Origin of the sequence: Nocardioides sp. SYSU D00038, from assembly GCF_016924665.1 — a bacterium.
Classification (GTDB): domain Bacteria; phylum Actinomycetota; class Actinomycetes; order Propionibacteriales; family Nocardioidaceae; genus Nocardioides.
Genome location: NZ_JAFFJT010000016.1, coordinates 121,162 through 139,648 on the forward strand (window position 1 = coordinate 121,162; position 18,487 = coordinate 139,648).

Genomic DNA, 18,487 nt, shown 5'->3' on the forward strand with positions numbered 1-18,487 from the left:
TGGCGGCGTCCGTACTCTGGTCGGGTGAGCAGCGGCCCGGCCACGCCTCCGGACGACGACTTCCGCCGGTTCATGCTGGAGCACCGCTTCGGCATGGACGAGGTGGTCACCAAGCTGACGATCCTGCGCGACGAGTTCACCCACCTCCACGACTACAACCCCATCGAGTCGGTGTCGTCGCGGCTGAAGACCCCCGAGAGCCTGGTGGAGAAGCTGCGTCGCAAGGGCCTCGATCCCGAGGACGGACCGTCGTTCGACGAGATCAGGGCGCGGGTCACCGACATCGCCGGCGTGCGCGTGGTGTGCAGCTTCGCCTCCGACGTCTACCGCGTCTTCGACCTGCTGACCGAGCAGGAGGACGTGCGCACGGTGCAGGTGCGCGACTACATCAAGGAGCCCAAGCCCAACGGCTACCGGTCGCTGCACGCGCTCGTCGAGGTGCCGGTGTTCCTCTCCGGGGGCGCGGTTCCGGTGGTCGTGGAGGTGCAGCTGCGCACGGTCGCGATGGACTTCTGGGCCAGCCTCGAGCACAAGATCTACTACAAGTACCGGCGCGAGGTGCCGGCCGAGCTGCTCGCCGGGCTGCACGAGGCGGCCGAGACGGCGTACCAGCTCGACACCCGGATGGAGGGACTGCACCAGGAGGTGCGCGGCCTCGACCCGCTCGCCCCCGACCTGGTGGCCGGGCTGCGTGGCCACGCCGGCCCCGACCCGGGGCTGCTCGACGTGCTGCGGCGCCTGGGCACGCCGGAGCTGGACGGCGAGCCGGGCCCGCAGGCGCCCGTCTAGGAGCCCGCCTAGGAGCCCGTCTAGGAGCCCGTCTAGGAGCCGGGGCGCAGCGGCTCGAACCGACGGACGAAGCGGCGCTGCCACGGTGTCTCGACCGCGCGCGGGTGGTAGGTGCGCCGCACCCAGGCCACCGCCTCGTCGGCCGGGTGGCCGGCCAGCACCGCGAGGCAGGCCAGTGCGGTGCCGGTGCGGCCGCGGCCGCCGGTGCAGGTGACCTCGACCCGCTCGCCGGCCCGGGCCCGGGTCAGCGCCTCGACCAGCGTCGCCCGGGCGGCCGCCGGGTCGCGGGGCACCCGGAAGTCGGGCCAGTCGATGCGCAGCAGCGGCCAGGCGGCGGCGTCCGCGTCGTCGGGCCGGCGCGCGTCGGCGCAGTGGACGGCGACGTCGGGCACCGGCCCGGCGGGCAGCGGCGACCGGCGCGAGCGGCCGCGCACCGGGGTGCCGTCGGGCAGCGCGATCGAGCCGGCGAGCGTCACGACCGGTCGTCCAGGTGGTCCTCCCAGTGCCGGCGCAGCACGGTCGGCACCGGGCCGGACAGGGCGACCCGCAGCTCGTCGAGCTGGGCCGGCGACAGCGCGAGGGCCGGGAACGCGCGGCCCACCACCTGCGAGAAGGCCTGGCCGCGGCGCTCGGCGATGGTGGCGCCCTCGGCGAGGTACTGAGACACGTACGGCGCGCACAGGTCGGCCTGCTCGGGCGACCACAGCCCCGCGAGCAGCGCGGCGAACATCCGGTTGGAGACCCGCTCGTCGTCCGCGGCCGCCGACCACGCCTCGGCCTTGGCCTCCGCGGTGGGGCGCGCCGCGCGGGCCCGGGCGGCGCCGAGCTCGCCGTCGATGGTGCCGTCGTCGCGGCGCTGGCGCTCGACCTCGGCGTCGTCGATCGCGCCCAGCTCGGCCAGCCGGTGGACCGCGCTCCACCGCAGCCGCGGGTCGAGCTCGACACCGAGGTGGCGGCCCGCGCGCAGCCACTCGTGCAGCAGGTCGGCGTCGCGGGAGTGGTCGGCCAGCCCCGCGGCGAAGGCCAACCGGGCCTCGGCGTCGGTCGCCAGCCCGAGGCCCTCGCGGCACGCCGTCGCCAGCAGGTCACGGGCGGCGGCAGCGTCCGCGGCGGGGAGCTGGCGCGGCAGCACCGCGCCGGCCACCCGGCCGAGCACCGCGTGCACCAGGTCGCCGCTGCGCTCGCGGGGCAGGTGGGATGCGGCGGCGTCGAGCAGCGCGGACGGCGCGAGCACCCGCGACTGCACCTGCTCGAAGAGCGTCTGCCAGAGCACCGCGCGCACCAGGTCGTCGTCGACCGACGACAGCCCGGCGGTGACCGCGTCCGAGGAGCGCGGGTCGAGGCGGAGCGCGGCGAACGTCTCCCCGTGGGCGTTGGGAACCACCACCCGACCGGCATATTCCTCCAGCCGCACCGGATCGTCGCCGAGGTCGACCAGGCGCGACCCGACCTCGCCCAGCGCGTCGTCGTACGCCGTGACCCGGAACCGGTGCGGGCGCACGCCGTCGCGGTGGAGCACGGGCACGTCGCCGTCGAGCTCCACCCGGATGGTGTCGTGGCCGGCCCGCGCGAGCCACACCTCCACCCAGCCGCGCACGTCGCGGTCGGAGGCACCGTCGAGCGCCTCGACGAAGTCGGCCAGGGAGGCGTTGCCGAACCGGTGGCGGGTGAGGTGGGCGTTGACGCCGGCGAGGAAGTCGTCGTCACCGAGCCAGGTGGCGAGCTGGCGCAGCACCGAGTTGCCCTTGGCGTAGGAGATCGCGTCGAAGTTGCCGAACGCCGCGTCGACGTCGGGCACGTCCTCGGGAGCGGGAGCGACCGGGTGGGTGGAGCGGCGCACGTCGGCGTCGTAGGCGCCCGGTTTGCGCTGCCCCTCGTGGAGCAGCAGGGTGCCGGCGAACCCGGCGCCGTCGGCGGCCACCCGGTAGCCCATGTAGTCGGCGAACGACTCGTTGAGCCAGGTGTCCTCCCACCAGCGCATCGTCACGAGGTTGCCGAACCACATGTGGGCCATCTCGTGGGCGATGATCATCGCCCGGTGGCTGCGCTGGGTCTCGGTGATCCGGCCGCGCGGCAGCAGCTCGTCGCGGTAGACCACGCAGCCGGGCATCTCCTGGGCGCCCCAGTTCTGCCCCGGGACCATCGCCTGGTCGTAGGAGTCGAACGGGTACGGCTCGTCGAGCAGCCCGGCGTAGTGGTCGAAGCAGTCGACGGTGGTGCGCCGCAGCTCCTCGGCGTCGCGCTCGAGCTCGGCCGCGAGCGACCGGCGGGCGTGCCAGCCGAACGGCAGGCCGGCGTGCTCCCAGGTGACCGAGTGCCACGGCCCGCAGCAGACGACGAAGTTGTCGATCGGGATCGGCGGCGTGGTCGCGAAGGTCCAGCTGCCCTCCTCGCGCGAGGTCGCCCGGCCGTTGGCGAGCACCGTCCAGGCCGGGTCGGCGACCACGGCCAGGGTGACCGGCGCCTTGAGGTCGACCTGGTCGAAGCAGGGGAAGACCCGCTGGGTGACGTCCATGCCGAGGTAGGCCGACACGTAGGTCTCGCCGTCGGCCGGGTCGACGAAGAGGTGCATGCCGTCGCCGTCGGTCACGTACGGCACCCGGGCGGTCACCGTCACGACGTGGGCGCCCGGGGTCAGGCCGGTCAGCGGGATCCGCCGGCCGTCGTACGCCGGGTCGCGCGGCTCGCCGTCGACCGCGAGCGCCACGTCCTCGCCGCGGGTGAGCTCGAGGAACGTGTCGGCTCCCGTGGAGGTGAACCCGACGGCGACCTCCACGCCGAACCAGCCCCTCCCGGGCTCGGTGACGTCGAGCCGGAGGTCGTAGGAGACGTCGGACAGCGCGGCGGCCCGGGCGCGGGCCTCGTCGAGGGTCAGCGACATGCCGCCGACCCTAGGACCCGGGCCCCAGCGACCAGCCCGCGACGACCTCGTAGCGGGGTCGCCGCCGCGGCCCCTCCCCCAGGTGGGACTCGACCAGGTGCACCTCGTCGGCCCGCCACGCCGGCCCGTCGTAGGCGTCGAGCAGCCGCACCCAGCTCGTCACCTCGGTGGGTCGACCGGTGCGCGCGACGGTGACGTGCGGTCGGAACCTGGCCCCGTCGACCGCCACCCCGGCGTGCGCGGCGGCACCCCGGCAGTCGCGGGCCAGGGCCGCCAGCGTCGAGGCGCCGGCGTCGTCGAGCGCGAGCCCGGCCGCGACGACCTTGGCCCCCGCCGGGTGCGGGAACGCGACACCCCCGGCCAGCCGCACCTCGAACCCCGGCTTGCGCCCCACCGTCACCCCCAGCCCCTCGACCAGCGCGTCGAGGCTGCGCTCGGGCACCTCGGGCAGGAACGCCAGCGTCACGTGGAGGTGCTCCGGCAGCGTCCACCGGAACCCCGCCGCCGCCCGCCGCGGCTCCAGGAACGCGTCGAGGTGCTCCACCGCCTGCTGGCCGGGCAGCAGCGCCACGAACATCCTGCTCACCGCGGCAGTATCCCCCGCGGGCGCCGGTGTCGAGGACGTAGCACCAGCGACCGCCCCGCTGGTTGAGGAAGTCGCGCTAGCGACTGTCTCGAAACCCCCGCACCCGAGCGCCCTCCGGCGGGAACGGAGGGCTCTCGTCTCACCGGGTCACGCGCCGCGCGCTGGTTGAGGTGCGAGCGAAGCGAGCCTCGAAACCCCCGCACCCGAGCGCCCTCCGGCGGGAACGGAGGGCTCTCGTCTCACCGGGTCTCGAGGCTCAGGCCTAGCGGCCTTCGCACCTCGACCAACGCCAGCCGGCGTGCCGCGCCGCACGGCACGGAGGCGGCGGAGCGAGGGGCGGCGTTCGGCACGTAGACGGCGGCGTGGCGCCGCAGCGAGCGCCGGGGAACCGCAGGGCAGCTCCGGCGACACGGCAACGAGTGCCGAACGACGTCCGGCGCGCAGCAGCCGCAGTGCCCCACCCACGCGCGGCACGCCGCACCCACCCCCACCAACAGTCACCACCCGCCCGGATCACCCAAGCCGGAGTCAGCACCGGCCCGAGCCCCCGGCGCGGAGTCCCCACGCACGGGAGGGCGGTCACCTCACCGGGTTTCGAGACACGACGTCGTCGTTCCTCAACCGGCGGTGAGGGAGGGCGGTCGACTCACCGGGTCTCGAGGCTCAGGCCTAGCGGCCTTCGCACCTCGACCAGCGAGCGGCGCTAGACGTGCGTCCCCAGCAGCGTGCCGATCAGGTACGTGATCCCCATCGCGAACAACCCACCCACCACGTTGCGGACGACGGCGCGGCCCCAGGGGCCGTAGCCGAAGCGGGCGGAGGCCCAGCCGGTGAGGGCGAGGGCCAGGGTGACCGCGGCGACGGTGACCGGCACGCGGGCGTCGGCGACGACGAGCAGGATCGTGAGCAGGGGCAGCAGCGCGCCGACGGTGAACGAGAGCATCGAGGCCCAGGCGGCGGTCCAGGGACTGGAGATGTCGTCGGGGTCGATGCCGAGCTCGGCCTCGGCGTGGGCGCCGAGGGCGTCGTGCTCGGTGAGCTCGCGGGCGACCCGGAGCGCGAGCTCCTCGGAGAGACCCTTCTCGACGTAGAGGCCGGCCAGCTCCTCGAGCTCGTCGACGGGGTCCTCCACCAGCTCCCGCCGCTCCTTGTCGAGCAGGGCGAGCTCGGAGTCGCGCTGGGTGCTGACCGAGACGTACTCCCCGGCGGCCATGCTGAGCGCGCCGGCGGCGAGCCCCGCGACGCCCGCGACCAGGATGGTGCCCCGGTTGCTGGTCGCGCCGGCCACGCCCATCACGATGCCGGCCGTCGAGACGATGCCGTCGTTGGCGCCCAGCACCCCGGCCCGCAGCCAGTTGAGGCGGTTGTTGAGGCCGCCCTCGTGGGGCTCGTGCGGGTGGGGCTGGGCGGTCAGGTCGTCGAGCTCGAGGTCGGCGGGCAGCCCGTCGGTGGTCATGCCCCGATCGTGCTGATGCGCCTGCGGCGGCGCAAGGAAGGCGAGGCTGCGCTACGGCCCGTCCTGACCGGCGACCTGGTCGGAGGCCTACTCGGTGGCGATGTCGGCCTCGGCCGGCGCCTCGGTCTCGACGTCCTCGTCGAAGGAGTCGAAGGTGAACTCGCCGCCGTCGGCGCCCTCGCGGCTCAGCTTGAGCAGGTAGTGGTCGCCGTCGACCTTGACGTAGCCGGTGGAGTCGCCCTCGTCGTCCTTCTTGGTGACCGGCACGGCGTCCTCGCCGGCGACCTGCTCGACCTCGCCCACCTCGTACTCGTCGTCGTCGTTGTCGGCGAAGAGGTTGCCGAGGAACTTCTCGAGGTCGCAGAAGTCGCCGAAGGTGCCGTCGTCGACGATCCACTTGCCCTGGGTCTGCGGGGCCTGGAACCACACGTCGCCGTCCGCGCCGAGCACGGTGATGGTCTCGCCGCCGGCGGTGAGCTCGCCGGTGCAGTCGCCCTCGGCGTCGACGGCGATGTCGAGGGCGAACCCGTTGCCCTCGCTCGAGGCCTCGCCGGAGAGGTGGACGCCGTCGAGCTCGAGCATCGTCTCCTTGGCCTCGTCGGCGATCTCCTTGCCCGACAGCGAGGTGAAGTCGCCGCCCGAGCCGGAGTCGCCGGAGCCGCCGTCACCGCCGTCGTCGCCACCGCATGCGGCCAGCGAGAGCGAGGCGGCGAGCGCCAGGGAGGGCAGGGAGAGCAGGCGGGTGTTCACGAACGGCCTTTCGCGGTACGTCGGGAGGGGTGGGGCTCAGAGGCCGAGGTCGCGGCCGATGAGCTCCTTCATGATCTCGTTGGACCCGGCCCAGATCTTGGTGACCCGGGCGTCGCGCCAGGCCCGGGAGACGCGGTACTCGTTCATGAAACCGTATCCGCCGTGCAGCTGCACGCAGTGGTCGAGGATCTCGTTCTGCACCTGGGAGGTCCACCACTTCGCCTTGGCGGCGTCGACGGCGGTGAGCTCGCCGGCCGAGTGGGCGATCACGCACTGGTCGATGTAGGCCTGGGTGACGTCGACCTGGGTGAACAGCTCGGCGAGCAGGAACTTGTTGTGCTGGAAGGTGCCGATGCCGGCACCGAACGCCTTGCGCTCCTTGGTGTAGTCGAGGGTCTCGACGAGGATCTGCTTGGCGTGGGCGAGGTTGGAGACCGCGCAGGTGAGCCGCTCCTGCGGCAGCTTCTCCATCATGTGGATGAAGCCCTGGTCGAGCTCGCCGATGATGTCGTCGTCGGTGAGGCGGACGTTCTCGAAGAACAGCTCGGCGGTGTCGGACTCGTCCTGGCCGGCCTTGTCGAGCTTGCGGCCGCGGCTGAAGCCCTCGGCCGTGGCCGGGATGCCGAACAGCGTGATGCCCTTGGCCTTCTTCTCCGGGGAGGTGCGCACCGCGGTGACGACCAGGTCGGCGGAGTAGCCGTTGGTGATGAAGGTCTTGGAGCCGTTGATCACCCACGCGTCGCCGTCGCGCACCGCCGTGGTGCGCAGCGCGGCGAGGTCGGAGCCGCCGGACGGCTCGGTCATGCCGATCGCGGTGAGCAGCTCGCCGCTGGCCGCGCCGGGCAGCCACCGCTTGCGCTGCTCGTCGGTGCCGAGCTCGACGATGTAGGGGGTGACGATGTCGGAGTGGATGCCCACGCACGAGGAGAGTGCGGCGTTCACCTTCGACAGCTCCTCGGCGAGCACCGCGTTGAAGCGGAAGTCGCCCGCCCCGGAGCCGCCGTGCTCCTCGGGGATCTCCAGGCCGAGGAAGCCCTGCCGACCGGCCTCCAGCCAGAACTCGCGGGGCAGGCCCTTGGCCGCGGCGTGCTCCTCCACGTGGGGGATCACCGACCGGTCCAGGAACTCGCGCACCGACGCGCGGAAGGCCTCGTGGTCGTCGTCGTAGATGGAACGCCTCATGGCGCCCATGCTACTTCCCGGTAACCGCGAGGTCAGTCGGCCATGACCGGAGTCACAGCGGGCGCCTCGACCCGGCGCGGCATCAGCAGCCCGGCCACGACCAGGGCCACCGCGATCGCCGCCGAGGCGACGAAGACGCCGTGGACGGCGGGGTCGAGCACGGCGGGCGAGAGGTGCTCGAGGTCGGGCGAGGTGTCGCCGAGCCGGTCGGCGACCGCACGGTTGACCACCGCGCCGAACGCCGCCACCCCGACGGCGCTGCCGACCGAGCGGGCGAACAGGTTGGCGCCGGTGGCGACGCCGCGGTGCTGCCAGGCCACCGACGACTGCGCCACCACCACGGCCGGGCTCGCGGCGTACCCGAAGCCCAGCCCCATCACGAAGCACGGGACCGCCAGCCACCAGACCGAGTCGTCGGCGCCGACGGTCGTGAGCAGCAGCGCCCCCGCCAACGCGATGACGCCGCCGAGGGTGACGGTGGCGCGGAACCCGAGGCCGAGGTAGATCCGCCCCGAGGTCGACGCCGCGATCGGCCACCCGATGGTCATCGCGGCCAGCGCCAGGCCACCGGCCAGCGCGCTGGAGCCGTAGACGACCTGGGCGTAGACCGGCACGTACGTCGTGAGCCCGAGCAGCAGCACGCCCACCACGAACGACGCCGCGGCGGCCGCGTTGAGCGCCCGGCTGCGGAAGAGCCACAGCGGGAGCACCGGCTCGCGGGCCCGGCGCTCGACCAGCACGAAGGCGGCCACCAGCACCGCCGCCGTCGCGAAGACCGCGATGCTCGCCGGCGACGACCACGCCCAGCGGACGCCGCCCTCGAGCAGGCCGAGCAGGAGGAGGGTGCCACCGCCGGCGAGCAGCACGGCGCCCAACCAGTCGACCGAGCGCTCCCGGCGCTGCACCTCCTCGTGGAACCCGCGGCGCAGCAGCCAGGCGGCGACCAGCCCGATCGGCAGGTTGACCAGGAAGATCCAGCGCCACGACAGGTGGTCGGAGAACAGCCCGCCCAGCGTGGGGCCGACCAGCGACGAGACCGCCCAGACGCTCGCGAGGTAGGCCTGCACCTTGGCCCGCTCCTCGAGGGAGTAGATGTCGCCGACGACCGTCATCCCGGTCGACTGCACCGCGCCGGCGCCCAGGCCCTGCACCACCCGGGCCGCGATCAGGGTGCCCATGTTCCAGGCCAGCCCGCACAGCAGCGAGCCGACGACGAACAGCACGATGCCGGCCAGGATCACCGGCTTGCGGCCGACCAGGTCGGCGACCTTGCCGTAGAGCGGCAGCGTGACCGCCTGCGCCAGCAGGTAGGCCGAGAACAGCCAGGGGAACGACGAGAACCCGCCCAGGTCGTCGACCACCGCGGGCACCGCCGGCGCCAGGATCGTGGAGTCGATCGCCACCAGCGAGATGCTCAGCATCACCGCCAGCAGCACCGGCCCGCGCTCGCTGCGCAGGCCGACGTCGCGGCGCGAGATCGCGGGGGCGGAGGTCACGTCAGGGCGGAACCGCGACGGGCGCCGGGTTTGTTCCCGGGCGTCCGGATCGTGGGCGTCCGACCGCCGTACGCCGCCGGGTGCCCCGGGGGAGTGCGAGCCGGGGCGGGTGGGTGTGGTGGCGGCGTACGGCGGTGGCTCAGACCCCCGCGGGTTCGCGGGCGGGGGTGGCCGGCTGGGAGGAGCCGGCCTCCTCGCCCTCGCGGAAGCCGTGCCGCTCCCACCAGCGGGCCAGCGGGCCCGGGGCCCACCAGTTCCACCGGCCGAGCAGCTTCATGGTGGCCGGGACCAGCAGGGCCCGGACGATGGTGGCGTCGATGAGCAGGGCGACCAACATGCCGATGCCGAGCATCTTCATGAACGTGATCCCGCTGGTGCCGAAGGCGCCGATGACCACGCCGAGCAGCAAGGCGGCGCTGGTGATGATCCGGCCGGTCTTCTGCACGCCGGTGGCGACCGCGAGGTCGTTGTCGCCGGTGCGGTCCCACTGCTCGCGCACCCGGCTGAGCAGGAACACCTCGTAGTCCATCGACAGGCCGAACAGCACGGCCAGCATCAGGATCGGGTTGGTGGCGTCGAGGAAGCCCTGCGGGGTGAAGCCGAGCAGGCCGGAGAGGTGACCGTCGTTGAAGATCCAGGTGACGACGCCGAACGCCGCCGTGATGGAGAACGCGTTCATCAGCACGGCCTTGATCGGCAGCACCAGCGAGCCGAACGCCAGGAACAGCAGCACCAGCATCACCGCGACCACGATCAGGCCCATCCACGGCAGGTGGTCGCCGACCGAGTCGATCAGGTCGACGGTGTCGGCGGTCAGGCCGCCGACGAGCACGGTGCCCTCGGCCGGCTGCACGGCGCGGATCTCCTCCAGCAGCCGCTGCGACGACTCGACCTGGCTGTTGCCCGGCCACGAGGCGCGCAGCAGGGTGGCGCCGTCCTCCGAGAGCACGGGCTCGACGGCTGCGACGCCGTCGAGCGCGGCGACCGCCTCGGTGTAGTCGGCGACGGCGGCCTCGTCGGCTCCCTCGAGCAGGAGGTTGGCGGTCGAGCGCTCCCCACCGAACTCCTCGTTGGCGAGCTCGGCGGCGATGTACGACGGCGCGTCCTCGGGCAGCACCCGGTAGTCGACGCTGCCCCAGTTGGCGTGGAGGAACGGGCTCGCGACGGCCAGCAGCGCGGCGACGGTGCCGGCGATCACCAGCAGCGGGCGGCGCATCACGCCGCGGGCCAGCGCGGCCCAGCGGCCCCGGCCGTCCTCGAGCGGCGTGCGGCGGGCCAGCCACGGCAGCCGGCCCTTGTCGACCCGGTGGCCCAGCACGGTGAGCAGCGCGGGCAGCACCGTGAGCGAGGCGACCATCGCCACGACCACGGCCGCGATGCCGCCGTAGCCCATCGAGCGCAGGAACGCCTGGGGGAAGATCAGCAGGCTCGACATCGCCGCGGCGACCGTGAGGCCGGAGAAGAGCACGGTGCGGCCGGCGGTCTGCATCGTGGTGCGGATGGCGGCCGCGGGGGCGCCGGGGTCGTCGGCGGGGAGGGTGGCGAGCTCCTCGCGGAACCGGCTGATCACGAAGAGCGCGTAGTCGATCGCGAGGCCGATGCCGAGCAGCGAGATGACGTTGACCGAGAAGACCGAGACCTCGGTGACGTGGGTGAGCACCCGCACGACGGCCATCGCGCCGACCATCGCCAGCAGTCCGACCAGCACCGGCATCGAGGCGGCGACCAGGCTGCCGAAGATCAGCAGCGCGAGCACCAGCACGATCGGCATCGAGATGAGCTCGGCGCGCTTGAGGTCGTCGCTGGTGGTCTTGTTGACGTCCTTGTAGACGGCGTAGGAGCCGGCGAGCGAGGTCTCGACCACGTCGGCGTCGGCGGTGAGCGACGACTTGATCTCGTCGTAGCTGGTGATGAAGTCGTCCTGGGTCTCGCCCGCCAGCGAGACGTGCACCTGGGCGTGGTGGGCGTCCTCGCTCACCAGGCCGGCCCCGGCCGGCGCGTCGTAGTACGGCGTCACCCGGGTCACCGAGTCGGCCGGGATCGCAGCCACGACGTCCTCGACGGCGGCGCGAAACTCCGGCTGGTCGGCGGTCAGCTCGTCGCTGGAGTAGATCGCGACGACGTCGACGCCCTGGTTGCCGAAGAGCTCCCGCTCGCGCTGGAGCTCGCGCGACGACTCCGAGCCGCGGTCGTCGAAGCCGCCCTGCGAGAGCGAGTCGAAGACCCCGAGCCCGTAGATGCCGGCGCCGAGGATGGCGGCGATGCCGACCAGCAGCACGGCCCGGGCCCGGCGACCCACGAAGGCGGCCCAGCGATCGATCATGACGACTCCTGTGAACTCTGGTGAAGGTGCATCAGTTTGGTGAACGGTGTAAACCGTAAACGGTGTAAACTCTCGTCGTCAACCCCGCATCCGAGGAGCTGCACCCCGTGCCGACCCTGCCCCAGACCACCCGCCGCGAGCGCCAGCGCGAGGCGACGTACGACGAGATCGTGCGGGTCTCGCGCGACCTGCTCGCCGAGGGCGCCGAGCTGTCGCTGCGGGCGGTGGCCGGCCGGATGGGGATGACCGCGCCCGCGCTCTACCGCTACGTCGGCAACTACCAGGAGCTCGTCGACCTGGTCGCCTTCGAGATCGACAAGGCCGCCACCGCGACCTTCGCCGCGGCGGCCGACGAGCTGCCCGAGGACGACTACGCCGGCCGGCTGGTCGTGTCGGTGACCGAGTTCCGGCGCTGGGCGCTGCGCAGCCCCCGCGAGTTCGGCCTCGTCTTCGCCAACCCGATCGCCGACGCGTCGTGCCAGCGCCGCGAGCTGCTGACCCTGGCCTCCTCGGGGCACCTGTTCACCGACCAGATGCGCGCGCTGTGGGAGCACAACCACCACCCGATCCCGGCCCTCGACGACCTACCCGAGACGATCCGCACCTCGGTGCTCGACCCGTTGATCCCGGCCGAGGTCGAGGGCCTGGCGACCGAGGACCGCGGCCTGGTCTGGATCTACATGCAGGGCTGGACCCGCCTCTACGGCGTCGTCGCCCTCGAGGTGTTCGGCCACATGGACCCGCGGGTGATCGAGAGCGGCGAGATGTTCATCAGCGTGGTGCGCGAGTTCGCGCCGGTCATCGGCGTCGAGGACGACGTCGAGCGGCTGGTCGGGTTGGTGCGCGCCCGGCTCGCCCTCCCCTGATCGACCCGCGTCGAATCAGCCGGACGGCGGCGGCGGGGCGTCGCGGAGCCACCGCGAACCCGGCGGCATCGCGTCGACCTCGGTCGCGCCCCAGGCCCGCACCTCGCGGGTGAGCCGGAAGTCCGCGAGCTCGACCGCCACGGTCAGCACCCGCACGACGCCGTCGACCTCGGCGACGACGATCTCGCCGCTGCCCGAGCCCTCCGGTCCGCGCGAGCGCAGCACCACCCGGGGCCGCCCGTCGACCAGCTCGCGGCTCGCGACCTCGGGGTCGGGCACCAGCGAGCCGGGCGCCTGGGTGCGACCGGTGCCGAAGATGTTGCCCTGCGGCGAGTCGCACGGCACCTGCGCCCGCTCCACGACCAGCCAGCGGCCGTCGAGGTCGCGTCCCTGGAACGGCTGCTCCGACGTCACGACCGTGCTGCCGGCGTAGCGCGACACGAAGTCGACCCGGCCGCCGGCGGTGTCGACGTGGCCCGAGCACGCGCCGCTGTCGTCGATCTCGACCAGGGTGCGGCTGCGCTGGTCGCCCTCGACGAGCCGGGTGTCGACGGTGACGCTCTCCGGGGCGAGGGAGGTGACGATGTCGACGACCTCCTCGTCGGTGCCGAGCGCCAGGATCCTGCGGGTGTCGTCGGCGTCGAGCTCCTCGTACTCCGACAGGTCCGCCCCCTCGGCGTACGCCGGGGCCGCGGAGGCGGGCTCGGTCGGCGAGGCGGGATCGGCGTCGTCGCTGCACCCGGCGAGCACGAGCGCCGCCAGCAGCGCGACGCCCGGGGCCAGCCGCCTCACGACGGGTTCCCCAGCTCGGCGATCAGGTCGTCGACCCAGGCCGGCACCAGCTCGCCGGCGCGGCCGTGCCGGGCCTCGCGGAACCAGTGGGTGCCCTCGCTGGGCATCAGGTTGAGCTCGAGGGTGCGGGCGCCGGCGCGGGTCGCGGCCTGCACGAACCCGGCCGCGGGGTAGACCGCACCCGAGGTGCCGATCGAGACGAAGAGATCGGCGCTCTCCAGGGCCTCGACGATGCGCTCCATCTCGTAGGGCACCTCGCCGAACCACACCACGTCGGGGCGCAGCTCGGTGGCGCCGCAGCCGGGGCAGGGCGGGAAGTCCGACAGCGGGCCGGTCCACGGCACCCGCGCCTGGCAGGCGCGGCACAGGGCCTTGAGCAGCTCGCCGTGCATGTGCAGCACCCGGGTGGCGCCGCCGCGCTCGTGGAGGTCGTCGATGTTCTGGGTCACGATGAGCAGGTCGTCGCCGAGGAACTCCTCGAGCCGGGCCAGCGCGCGGTGCGCCGCGTTGGGCTCGACGCCGGCGAGGGCGGCCCGCCGGTCGTCGTAGAAGCGCTGCACGACGCCGGGCTGGAGGTCGTAGGCCTCGGGGGTCGCGACGTCCTCGACGTGGTGGCCCTCCCAGAGCCCGTCGGAGTCGCGGAAGGTCGGCACCCCGCTCTCGGCCGAGATGCCGGCGCCGGTGAGCACGACCACCTTCATGGCCCTCACCCTCTCACCCCGCCCGATCCCCCGGTCCGCGTCTCGGCCACCGTCACGGCGTACCCGTCGCGCTGGTCCGCGAACGGCGTGCGCTGCCACGACGACCAGCGCTCCACGACCTCGAGCCCGGCCGCCGCCAGCGCCGCGTCGACCTGGGCGAGCGGCAGCACCGGGCAGCCTGCCGGCAGGTGTTCGGCGTCGAGCCCGAACCCGGTCACCAGCCGTCCGCCCGGCGCCACGTGCGCGGCCAGCGCGGTGCACGCCGGCCCCAGCGTCCCGGGCTCGAGCAGCGGCAGGGTGTTGCCGGCGACCAGCACGACGTCGAAGGCCCGCCCCAGGTCGAATGTCGACAAGTCGTCCTGTCGCCAATCCAGGTCCGGGTGGTCGCGCTCGGCCTCGGCGAGCATCACCGGGTCGACGTCGACGCCCATCACCTCGTGCCCCAGCTCGGCCAGCCGCGCGGCCACCCGTCCGGTGCCGCACCCCGCGTCGAGCACGCTCGCCTCCGGCGCCAGCGCGTGCACCAGCGCCGCCTCCCCGTGCACGTCGCCCCCGCGCTCGGCGATCCGCCGGAACCGCTCGGCGTACGCGCGCCCGTAGTCGGCACCGTTGGTGTCACGGGCGATGCGTTCCCAGAGCGTCGGCACGTCGCGAATCCCCTGTCGTGGCAGGGGTTCAGTAGTACCAGGGGAAGGGCGACCAGTCGGGGTCGCGCTTCTCCAGGAACTGGTCGCGGCCCTCCTGGGCCTCGTCGGTCATGTAGGCGAGGCGGGTGGTCTCGCCGGCGAACAGCTGCTGGCCGACCAGGCCGTCGTCGATGGCGTTGAAGGCGTACTTGAGCATCCGCTGCGCGGTGGGGCTCTTGCCGTTGACCAGCCGGCCCCACTCCAGCGCGGTGGCCTCGAGCTCGGCGTGGGGGACGGCGCGGTTGACGGTGCCCATCCGGACGCCGTCCTCGGCGTTGTACTCCTGCCCGAGGAAGAAGATCTCGCGGGCGAGCTTCTGGCCGACCTGGCGCGCGAGGTACGCCGACCCGAAGCCGCCGTCGAACGAGCCGACGTCGGCGTCGGTCTGCTTGAACCGCGCCTCCTCCCTGCTGGCCAGGGTGAGGTCGCAGACGACGTGGAGGCTGTGCCCGCCGCCGGCCGTCCAGCCCGGCACCACGCAGATGACGATCTTGGGCATGAACCGGATCAGCCGCTGCACCTCGAGGATGTGCAGCCGCCCGAGCCGGGCCTTGTCGACGGTGTCGGCGGTCTCGCCCCCGGCGTACTGGTAGCCGGCGCGGCCGCGGATCCGCTGGTCGCCGCCGGTGCAGAACGCCCACTTGCCGTTCTTCTCGCTCGGGCCGTTGCCGGTGAGGAGCACGCAGCCGACGTCGCCGGAGGTGCGCGCGTGCTCGAGCACCCGGAGCAGCTCGTCGACGGTGTGGGGGCGGAACGCGTTGAGGACGTCGGGCCGGTCGAAGGCCACCCGGACGGTGCCGTGGGCGCGGGCCCGGTGGTAGGTGACGTCGGTCAGGTCGTCGAACCCGGGCACCTCGTCCCAGGCGTCGGGGTCGAACGTCTGCGACACACCCTCGATGGCACTCATGACCTCGGAGGCTATCGCCGCTGGAACAACCGGCCTCCTCGTGGTCTTGTGGAGGCATGACCCTTCAAGGCGAGTACGAGCCCAGTCCCGAGCAGTGGGTCCGCGACCAGGTCGCGGCCTACGAGGCCAGCGGCGGCCGCGAGGCCAACACCCTCCCCGACCACCCGGAGTGGCCGATCGTGGTGATCACCTCCCGCGGCGCCAAGAGCGGCAAGCTCCGCAAGAACCCGGTGATGCGAGTCGAGAAGGACGGCGTCTACGCCGCCGTCGCCTCCAAGGGCGGCGCCCCCCAGCACCCCACCTGGTACCACAACTTCCTCGAGCACCCCGAGGTCGACCTCCAGGACGGCCCCGAGCCCCGCACCTACCGTGCGCGCATCGCCGAGGGCGAGGAGCGCGCCGAGTGGTGGGAGCGCGCGGTGGCCGTGTACTCGCCGTACGCGGAGTACCAGCAGAACACCGACCGCGAGATCCCGGTGTTCCTGCTCGAGCCCGTCGACTGACCGCTGTTGGTTCTGTGGGTTGAGGAAGGGCGACCGTCGCCCCGCGCTGGTTGAGGAAGGCGTGCAACGCCTGTCTCGAAACCCGGTGGGACGAGCACCCTCCCGTACCCACCGGCGGGCTTTCGTCTTCCGGGGTTCCGAGACAGTTGCTAGCGCAACTTCCTCAACCAGCGATCAGTTCCGTCTGTGGAAGCGGACCTTCCCGGTGGGCAGGTAAGTCGTCCGGTACGCGGGGTCGTGAGCCCGTTGGTGGTGGCTGGGGCAGAGGAGGACGCCGTCGCGGAGGTCGGTGTTGCCGCCGTCGGTCCAGCGGACTCGGTGGTGGGCCTCGCAGGTGGAGGCGGGGCGGTCGCAGCCTTCGCTGCGGCAGGTCTTCTGCTGTAGGCCGAGGGCGATGCGTTGCGGGGTGGTGAACAATCGTCGGGTGCGACCGATGTCGAGGACCTGGGACTGACCGTCGAGGACGACGGGGATGAGTCCGGCCTCGCAGGCGAGGCGGCGTGCGGCGCCGGGACTGAGGCGGGTGCCGGTGTCGAGCTCGCAGGCGGCCAGCCGTCCTTCCAGCACGGCGAGCGGGATGGTGACCACGACGGTGGCGTTGACGCCGCCGCGCTGCGGAAGCCGGTCTGCGGGGTAGCGGAGGATGTAGTCGCAGAACGCCTGGCCCAGCGTCTGCGAGGTCACCTTCTCGTGGGTGAGCGCCGCGTGCGCGAAGAGCGCCTTCTTCAGTGCTTCGGCGTGCATGGTCGGGATGACGAATCGCCCGTGCGTCGAGCCTTCGCCGTCGTCGAGCATGGTGAGCTTGGAGGCCTTCTCGGCCTCTCGCTCCTCCCTGGCCAGCGCGGCTGCTTCGGCTGCTTCGCCGACCTCGGGGCAGACGATGTCGAGGATCCGGTTGCCGAAGATCGTGAGGTCCTTGGCGTCGTGATGCCGGGCCAGCTCGACGAGCTTGACCTGTGCCTGCTCGCGGATCCGGGGATCGGTGTCGTCGGGGAGCTTGTCGATCGCTCGGGCGATGACCTCGGCCTGCTCCAGCAGCAGCTCACCGCGTCCAAGCGCCTGCGCGACGACGGGCATGGTGTCGAGCTGCTCCGCCAACCGCAGGGTCCTGCCTGCTTCGCGACGTGTGGCGTGAGTGGCGACCGCGAGCCACGCCGCGGTGCTCGTGACGCCGGAGGCGGCTTCGACCTTCTGGCTCTGGGCGTGCCTCGCGACGCGCAGCTCGAGGGCTGCGACCTGGCTCTTGAGCTTCGCGAGCTCGGTGAGGGTCTCGGCGGCTTCAGGTGCCTGCATGCTCCACAGCGGCAGCTCCCCGACGTCGCCCAGCGTGGCGCGCACCTCCGCGACAGCGCGGCCGATGCGGTGCCGTCCGTGAGGTGTGGCCTTCGCTGTCATGCCTCTACCCAAGCACCGACCACCGACAGTCCCCGACCGGTTTTCGCGTTGTCCACAACGGGGATTCGTGGTTGTGACCCGATCGTTACCTTGCTCGCCGGTGGTTGAGGAAGTCGCGCTAGCGACTGTCTCGAAACCCCCGCCGGCCGAACGCCCTGCCGTCCCAACGGATGCGGACTCGGGTATCGCCGAGCCGGCGTTAATTGACGACGGCTCGGCGAAACCTGGGTTGCCCGCCGGGTGGTTGCGGGAGGGCTGTCGGCTCACCGGGTTTCGAGGCGGGCGGGCACGCCTTCCTCAACCAGCGGTGGGACAAGCGCCCGCGCACTGCTGGCGGCGCGAGCTTGCGAGTGCCGGCAGTGCGCCGTCGTACCTGGTCGGGAGAGGCTCGGGTCAAGGGCGCGGAGCGCCGAAGGGAACCCTTGACGCCGAGACCCGACCAGGTAGGCGCGCGGGCGCACCGAGTCACCACCGGGGTGACCCGAATCCCGAGCAAGGGAGGGCGCTCGGCTCACCGGGCAACGAGGGAGGGACTTCGTCCCTCCTCAACCAGCGAACGGCGACTACGGGCGAGCCAACGACGTCGCCAACCCGACCAGGTGGCCCAGCCGGGCGAGCTCGGACTCCAGGAACTCCGGGCCGCCGCGGCGGCCGATGACGACGATCTCGTTGCCGTCGATGCGGGCGCCGGCGTAGAGGTTGTCGTCGTCGGAGAGCTCGAGGTAGCGGGCCCGCTCGATCTCGGTGAACGGCAACGCGTCGGGGGCGTTGGCGGTGCGGGTGCCGGGGCCGGTGACGCGGTGGATGCGGACCGCCCAGTCGGCGCGGAACACCACCGGCAGGAGGTGGACGACGCGGTCGAGGGCCTCGGCGGGGTCGGCGGTCAGCTCCTCGACGGCCTCGAGGTCCAGGAACAGGTTGCCGCCCGCGGCGTAGCGGCCGATCCACACCACCTCGACGCCCTCGAGCGCGTTGCACGCCGACACGATCGAGTCGGGCATCGCGCCGGGCGCGGTCTCGAGCAGCACGTCGTCAACGGCGACCCCGTCGTGGCGCTTCTCGACGATCTCGATGGCCTCGATGTCGCCGCCGGCCTCACCGATCGCGCTCGCCAGCCGGCCCAGCGAGCCGGGGACGTCGGGCAGCTCCACACGCAGCAGGAAGGGCACCCGTC

Annotated in this window: 17 protein-coding genes; 3 read left to right on the forward strand and 14 right to left on the reverse strand. The window is 72.9% G+C overall.

Translation table 11 applies throughout. The features are described from left to right. The first annotated feature begins 24 nt into the window (after nucleotides 1–24). The gene (locus JT721_RS09180; protein WP_307827966.1) at nucleotides 25–789 is read left to right on the forward strand and encodes a GTP pyrophosphokinase family protein; all 765 of its coding nucleotides are present in this window, start codon (nucleotides 25–27) and stop codon (nucleotides 787–789) included. Nucleotides 790–821: 32 nt separating this feature from the next. Here JT721_RS09180 and JT721_RS09185 read toward each other — a convergent pair whose 3' ends face one another. The 8 genes from JT721_RS09185 to JT721_RS09220 all read right to left on the reverse strand — a co-directional run bounded on the left by JT721_RS09185 (nucleotide 822) and on the right by JT721_RS09220 (nucleotide 11,463). After that, nucleotides 822–1,265 carry a protein-tyrosine phosphatase family protein gene (locus JT721_RS09185; protein ID WP_205472729.1) on the reverse strand — a complete coding sequence of 148 codons (444 nt, stop codon included), beginning with the start codon at nucleotides 1,263–1,265 and terminating at the stop codon, nucleotides 822–824. Next, nucleotides 1,262–3,670, reverse strand: coding sequence for an aminopeptidase N (gene pepN, locus JT721_RS09190; RefSeq protein WP_205472730.1), 2,409 nt, complete (start codon nucleotides 3,668–3,670; stop codon nucleotides 1,262–1,264). Before pepN ends, JT721_RS09185 begins: the two co-directional genes overlap by 4 nt. 10 nt (nucleotides 3,671–3,680) lie before the next feature. Next, nucleotides 3,681–4,247, reverse strand: a complete 567-nt coding sequence (gene thpR / locus JT721_RS09195) for an RNA 2',3'-cyclic phosphodiesterase (protein ID WP_205473099.1) — start codon at nucleotides 4,245–4,247, stop codon at nucleotides 3,681–3,683. A gap of 712 nt (nucleotides 4,248–4,959) precedes the next feature. After that, a complete protein-coding gene (locus JT721_RS09200) occupies nucleotides 4,960–5,712 on the reverse strand; it encodes a VIT family protein (RefSeq protein WP_205472731.1) in 753 nt (250 codons plus the stop codon). Nucleotides 5,713–5,799: 87 nt separating this feature from the next. Then, on the reverse strand, nucleotides 5,800–6,462 hold the full coding sequence (locus JT721_RS09205) for a hypothetical protein (RefSeq protein ID WP_205472732.1): 663 nt from the start codon (nucleotides 6,460–6,462) through the stop codon (nucleotides 5,800–5,802). A 36-nt stretch (nucleotides 6,463–6,498) separates the two neighbouring features. Continuing rightward, nucleotides 6,499–7,644 (reverse strand): acyl-CoA dehydrogenase family protein, encoded by a 1,146-nt coding sequence (locus JT721_RS09210; RefSeq protein ID WP_205472733.1) that lies wholly within the window; start codon nucleotides 7,642–7,644, stop codon nucleotides 6,499–6,501. A gap of 32 nt (nucleotides 7,645–7,676) precedes the next feature. Beyond that, nucleotides 7,677–9,140 carry an MDR family MFS transporter gene (locus JT721_RS09215; RefSeq protein ID WP_307827967.1) on the reverse strand — a complete coding sequence of 488 codons (1,464 nt, stop codon included), beginning with the start codon at nucleotides 9,138–9,140 and terminating at the stop codon, nucleotides 7,677–7,679. 139 nt (nucleotides 9,141–9,279) lie between these two features. Then, nucleotides 9,280–11,463 carry an MMPL family transporter gene (locus JT721_RS09220; protein ID WP_205472734.1) on the reverse strand — a complete coding sequence of 728 codons (2,184 nt, stop codon included), beginning with the start codon at nucleotides 11,461–11,463 and terminating at the stop codon, nucleotides 9,280–9,282. A gap of 107 nt (nucleotides 11,464–11,570) precedes the next feature. Here JT721_RS09220 and JT721_RS09225 point away from each other — a divergent pair, with 107 nt between their 5' ends. Then, the gene (locus tag JT721_RS09225; RefSeq protein WP_205472736.1) at nucleotides 11,571–12,329 is read left to right on the forward strand and encodes a TetR/AcrR family transcriptional regulator; all 759 of its coding nucleotides are present in this window, start codon (nucleotides 11,571–11,573) and stop codon (nucleotides 12,327–12,329) included. Nucleotides 12,330–12,344: 15 nt separating this feature from the next. On the opposite strand, the gene JT721_RS09230 is transcribed toward JT721_RS09225, so the two are convergent. From JT721_RS09230 to JT721_RS09245, 4 genes are read right to left on the reverse strand one after another with little or no spacing between them, the layout of a single operon-like run. Next, nucleotides 12,345–13,121: a hypothetical protein gene (locus JT721_RS09230; RefSeq protein WP_205472738.1), complete on the reverse strand. Its 777-nt coding sequence runs from the start codon at nucleotides 13,119–13,121 to the stop codon at nucleotides 12,345–12,347. Continuing rightward, on the reverse strand, nucleotides 13,118–13,822 hold the full coding sequence (locus JT721_RS09235) for an NAD-dependent deacylase (protein WP_205472740.1): 705 nt from the start codon (nucleotides 13,820–13,822) through the stop codon (nucleotides 13,118–13,120). Before JT721_RS09235 ends, JT721_RS09230 begins: the two co-directional genes overlap by 4 nt. A gap of 5 nt (nucleotides 13,823–13,827) precedes the next feature. Further along, a complete protein-coding gene (locus JT721_RS09240; RefSeq protein WP_307827968.1) occupies nucleotides 13,828–14,469 on the reverse strand; it encodes a class I SAM-dependent methyltransferase in 642 nt (213 codons plus the stop codon). A 28-nt stretch (nucleotides 14,470–14,497) separates the two neighbouring features. After that, on the reverse strand, nucleotides 14,498–15,415 hold the full coding sequence (locus tag JT721_RS09245; RefSeq protein ID WP_205472742.1) for a 1,4-dihydroxy-2-naphthoyl-CoA synthase: 918 nt from the start codon (nucleotides 15,413–15,415) through the stop codon (nucleotides 14,498–14,500). A 56-nt stretch (nucleotides 15,416–15,471) separates the two neighbouring features. Here JT721_RS09245 and JT721_RS09250 point away from each other — a divergent pair, with 56 nt between their 5' ends. Beyond that, nucleotides 15,472–15,918: a nitroreductase family deazaflavin-dependent oxidoreductase gene (locus tag JT721_RS09250; RefSeq protein WP_205472744.1), complete on the forward strand. Its 447-nt coding sequence runs from the start codon at nucleotides 15,472–15,474 to the stop codon at nucleotides 15,916–15,918. Nucleotides 15,919–16,092: 174 nt separating this feature from the next. Here the strand turns inward: JT721_RS09250 and JT721_RS09255 are convergent, their stop codons facing one another. Then, a complete protein-coding gene (locus JT721_RS09255) occupies nucleotides 16,093–17,313 on the reverse strand; it encodes an HNH endonuclease signature motif containing protein (RefSeq protein ID WP_205472747.1) in 1,221 nt (406 codons plus the stop codon). A 563-nt stretch (nucleotides 17,314–17,876) separates the two neighbouring features. After that, nucleotides 17,877–18,482, reverse strand: a complete 606-nt coding sequence (locus JT721_RS09260; RefSeq protein WP_205472749.1) for an ACT domain-containing protein — start codon at nucleotides 18,480–18,482, stop codon at nucleotides 17,877–17,879. Nucleotides 18,483–18,487 lie beyond the last annotated feature (5 nt).

Bases quoted from the DNA above. Each gene is read 5' to 3' on its own strand.
- pepN (WP_205472730.1), bottom strand. From the start codon at position 3,670: ATGTCGCTGACCCTCGACGAGGCCCGCGCCCGGGCCGCCGCGCTGTCC.
- thpR (WP_205473099.1), bottom strand. From the start codon at position 4,247: ATGTTCGTGGCGCTGCTGCCCGGCCAGCAGGCGGTGGAGCACCTCGAC.
- JT721_RS09200 (WP_205472731.1), bottom strand. From the start codon at position 5,712: ATGACCACCGACGGGCTGCCCGCCGACCTCGAGCTCGACGACCTGACC.
- JT721_RS09210 (WP_205472733.1), bottom strand. From the start codon at position 7,644: ATGAGGCGTTCCATCTACGACGACGACCACGAGGCCTTCCGCGCGTCG.
- JT721_RS09220 (WP_205472734.1), bottom strand. From the start codon at position 11,463: ATGATCGATCGCTGGGCCGCCTTCGTGGGTCGCCGGGCCCGGGCCGTG.
- JT721_RS09235 (WP_205472740.1), bottom strand. From the start codon at position 13,822: ATGAAGGTGGTCGTGCTCACCGGCGCCGGCATCTCGGCCGAGAGCGGG.
- JT721_RS09245 (WP_205472742.1), bottom strand. From the start codon at position 15,415: ATGAGTGCCATCGAGGGTGTGTCGCAGACGTTCGACCCCGACGCCTGG.
- JT721_RS09250 (WP_205472744.1), top strand. From the start codon at position 15,472: ATGACCCTTCAAGGCGAGTACGAGCCCAGTCCCGAGCAGTGGGTCCGC.
- JT721_RS09255 (WP_205472747.1), bottom strand. From the start codon at position 17,313: ATGACAGCGAAGGCCACACCTCACGGACGGCACCGCATCGGCCGCGCT.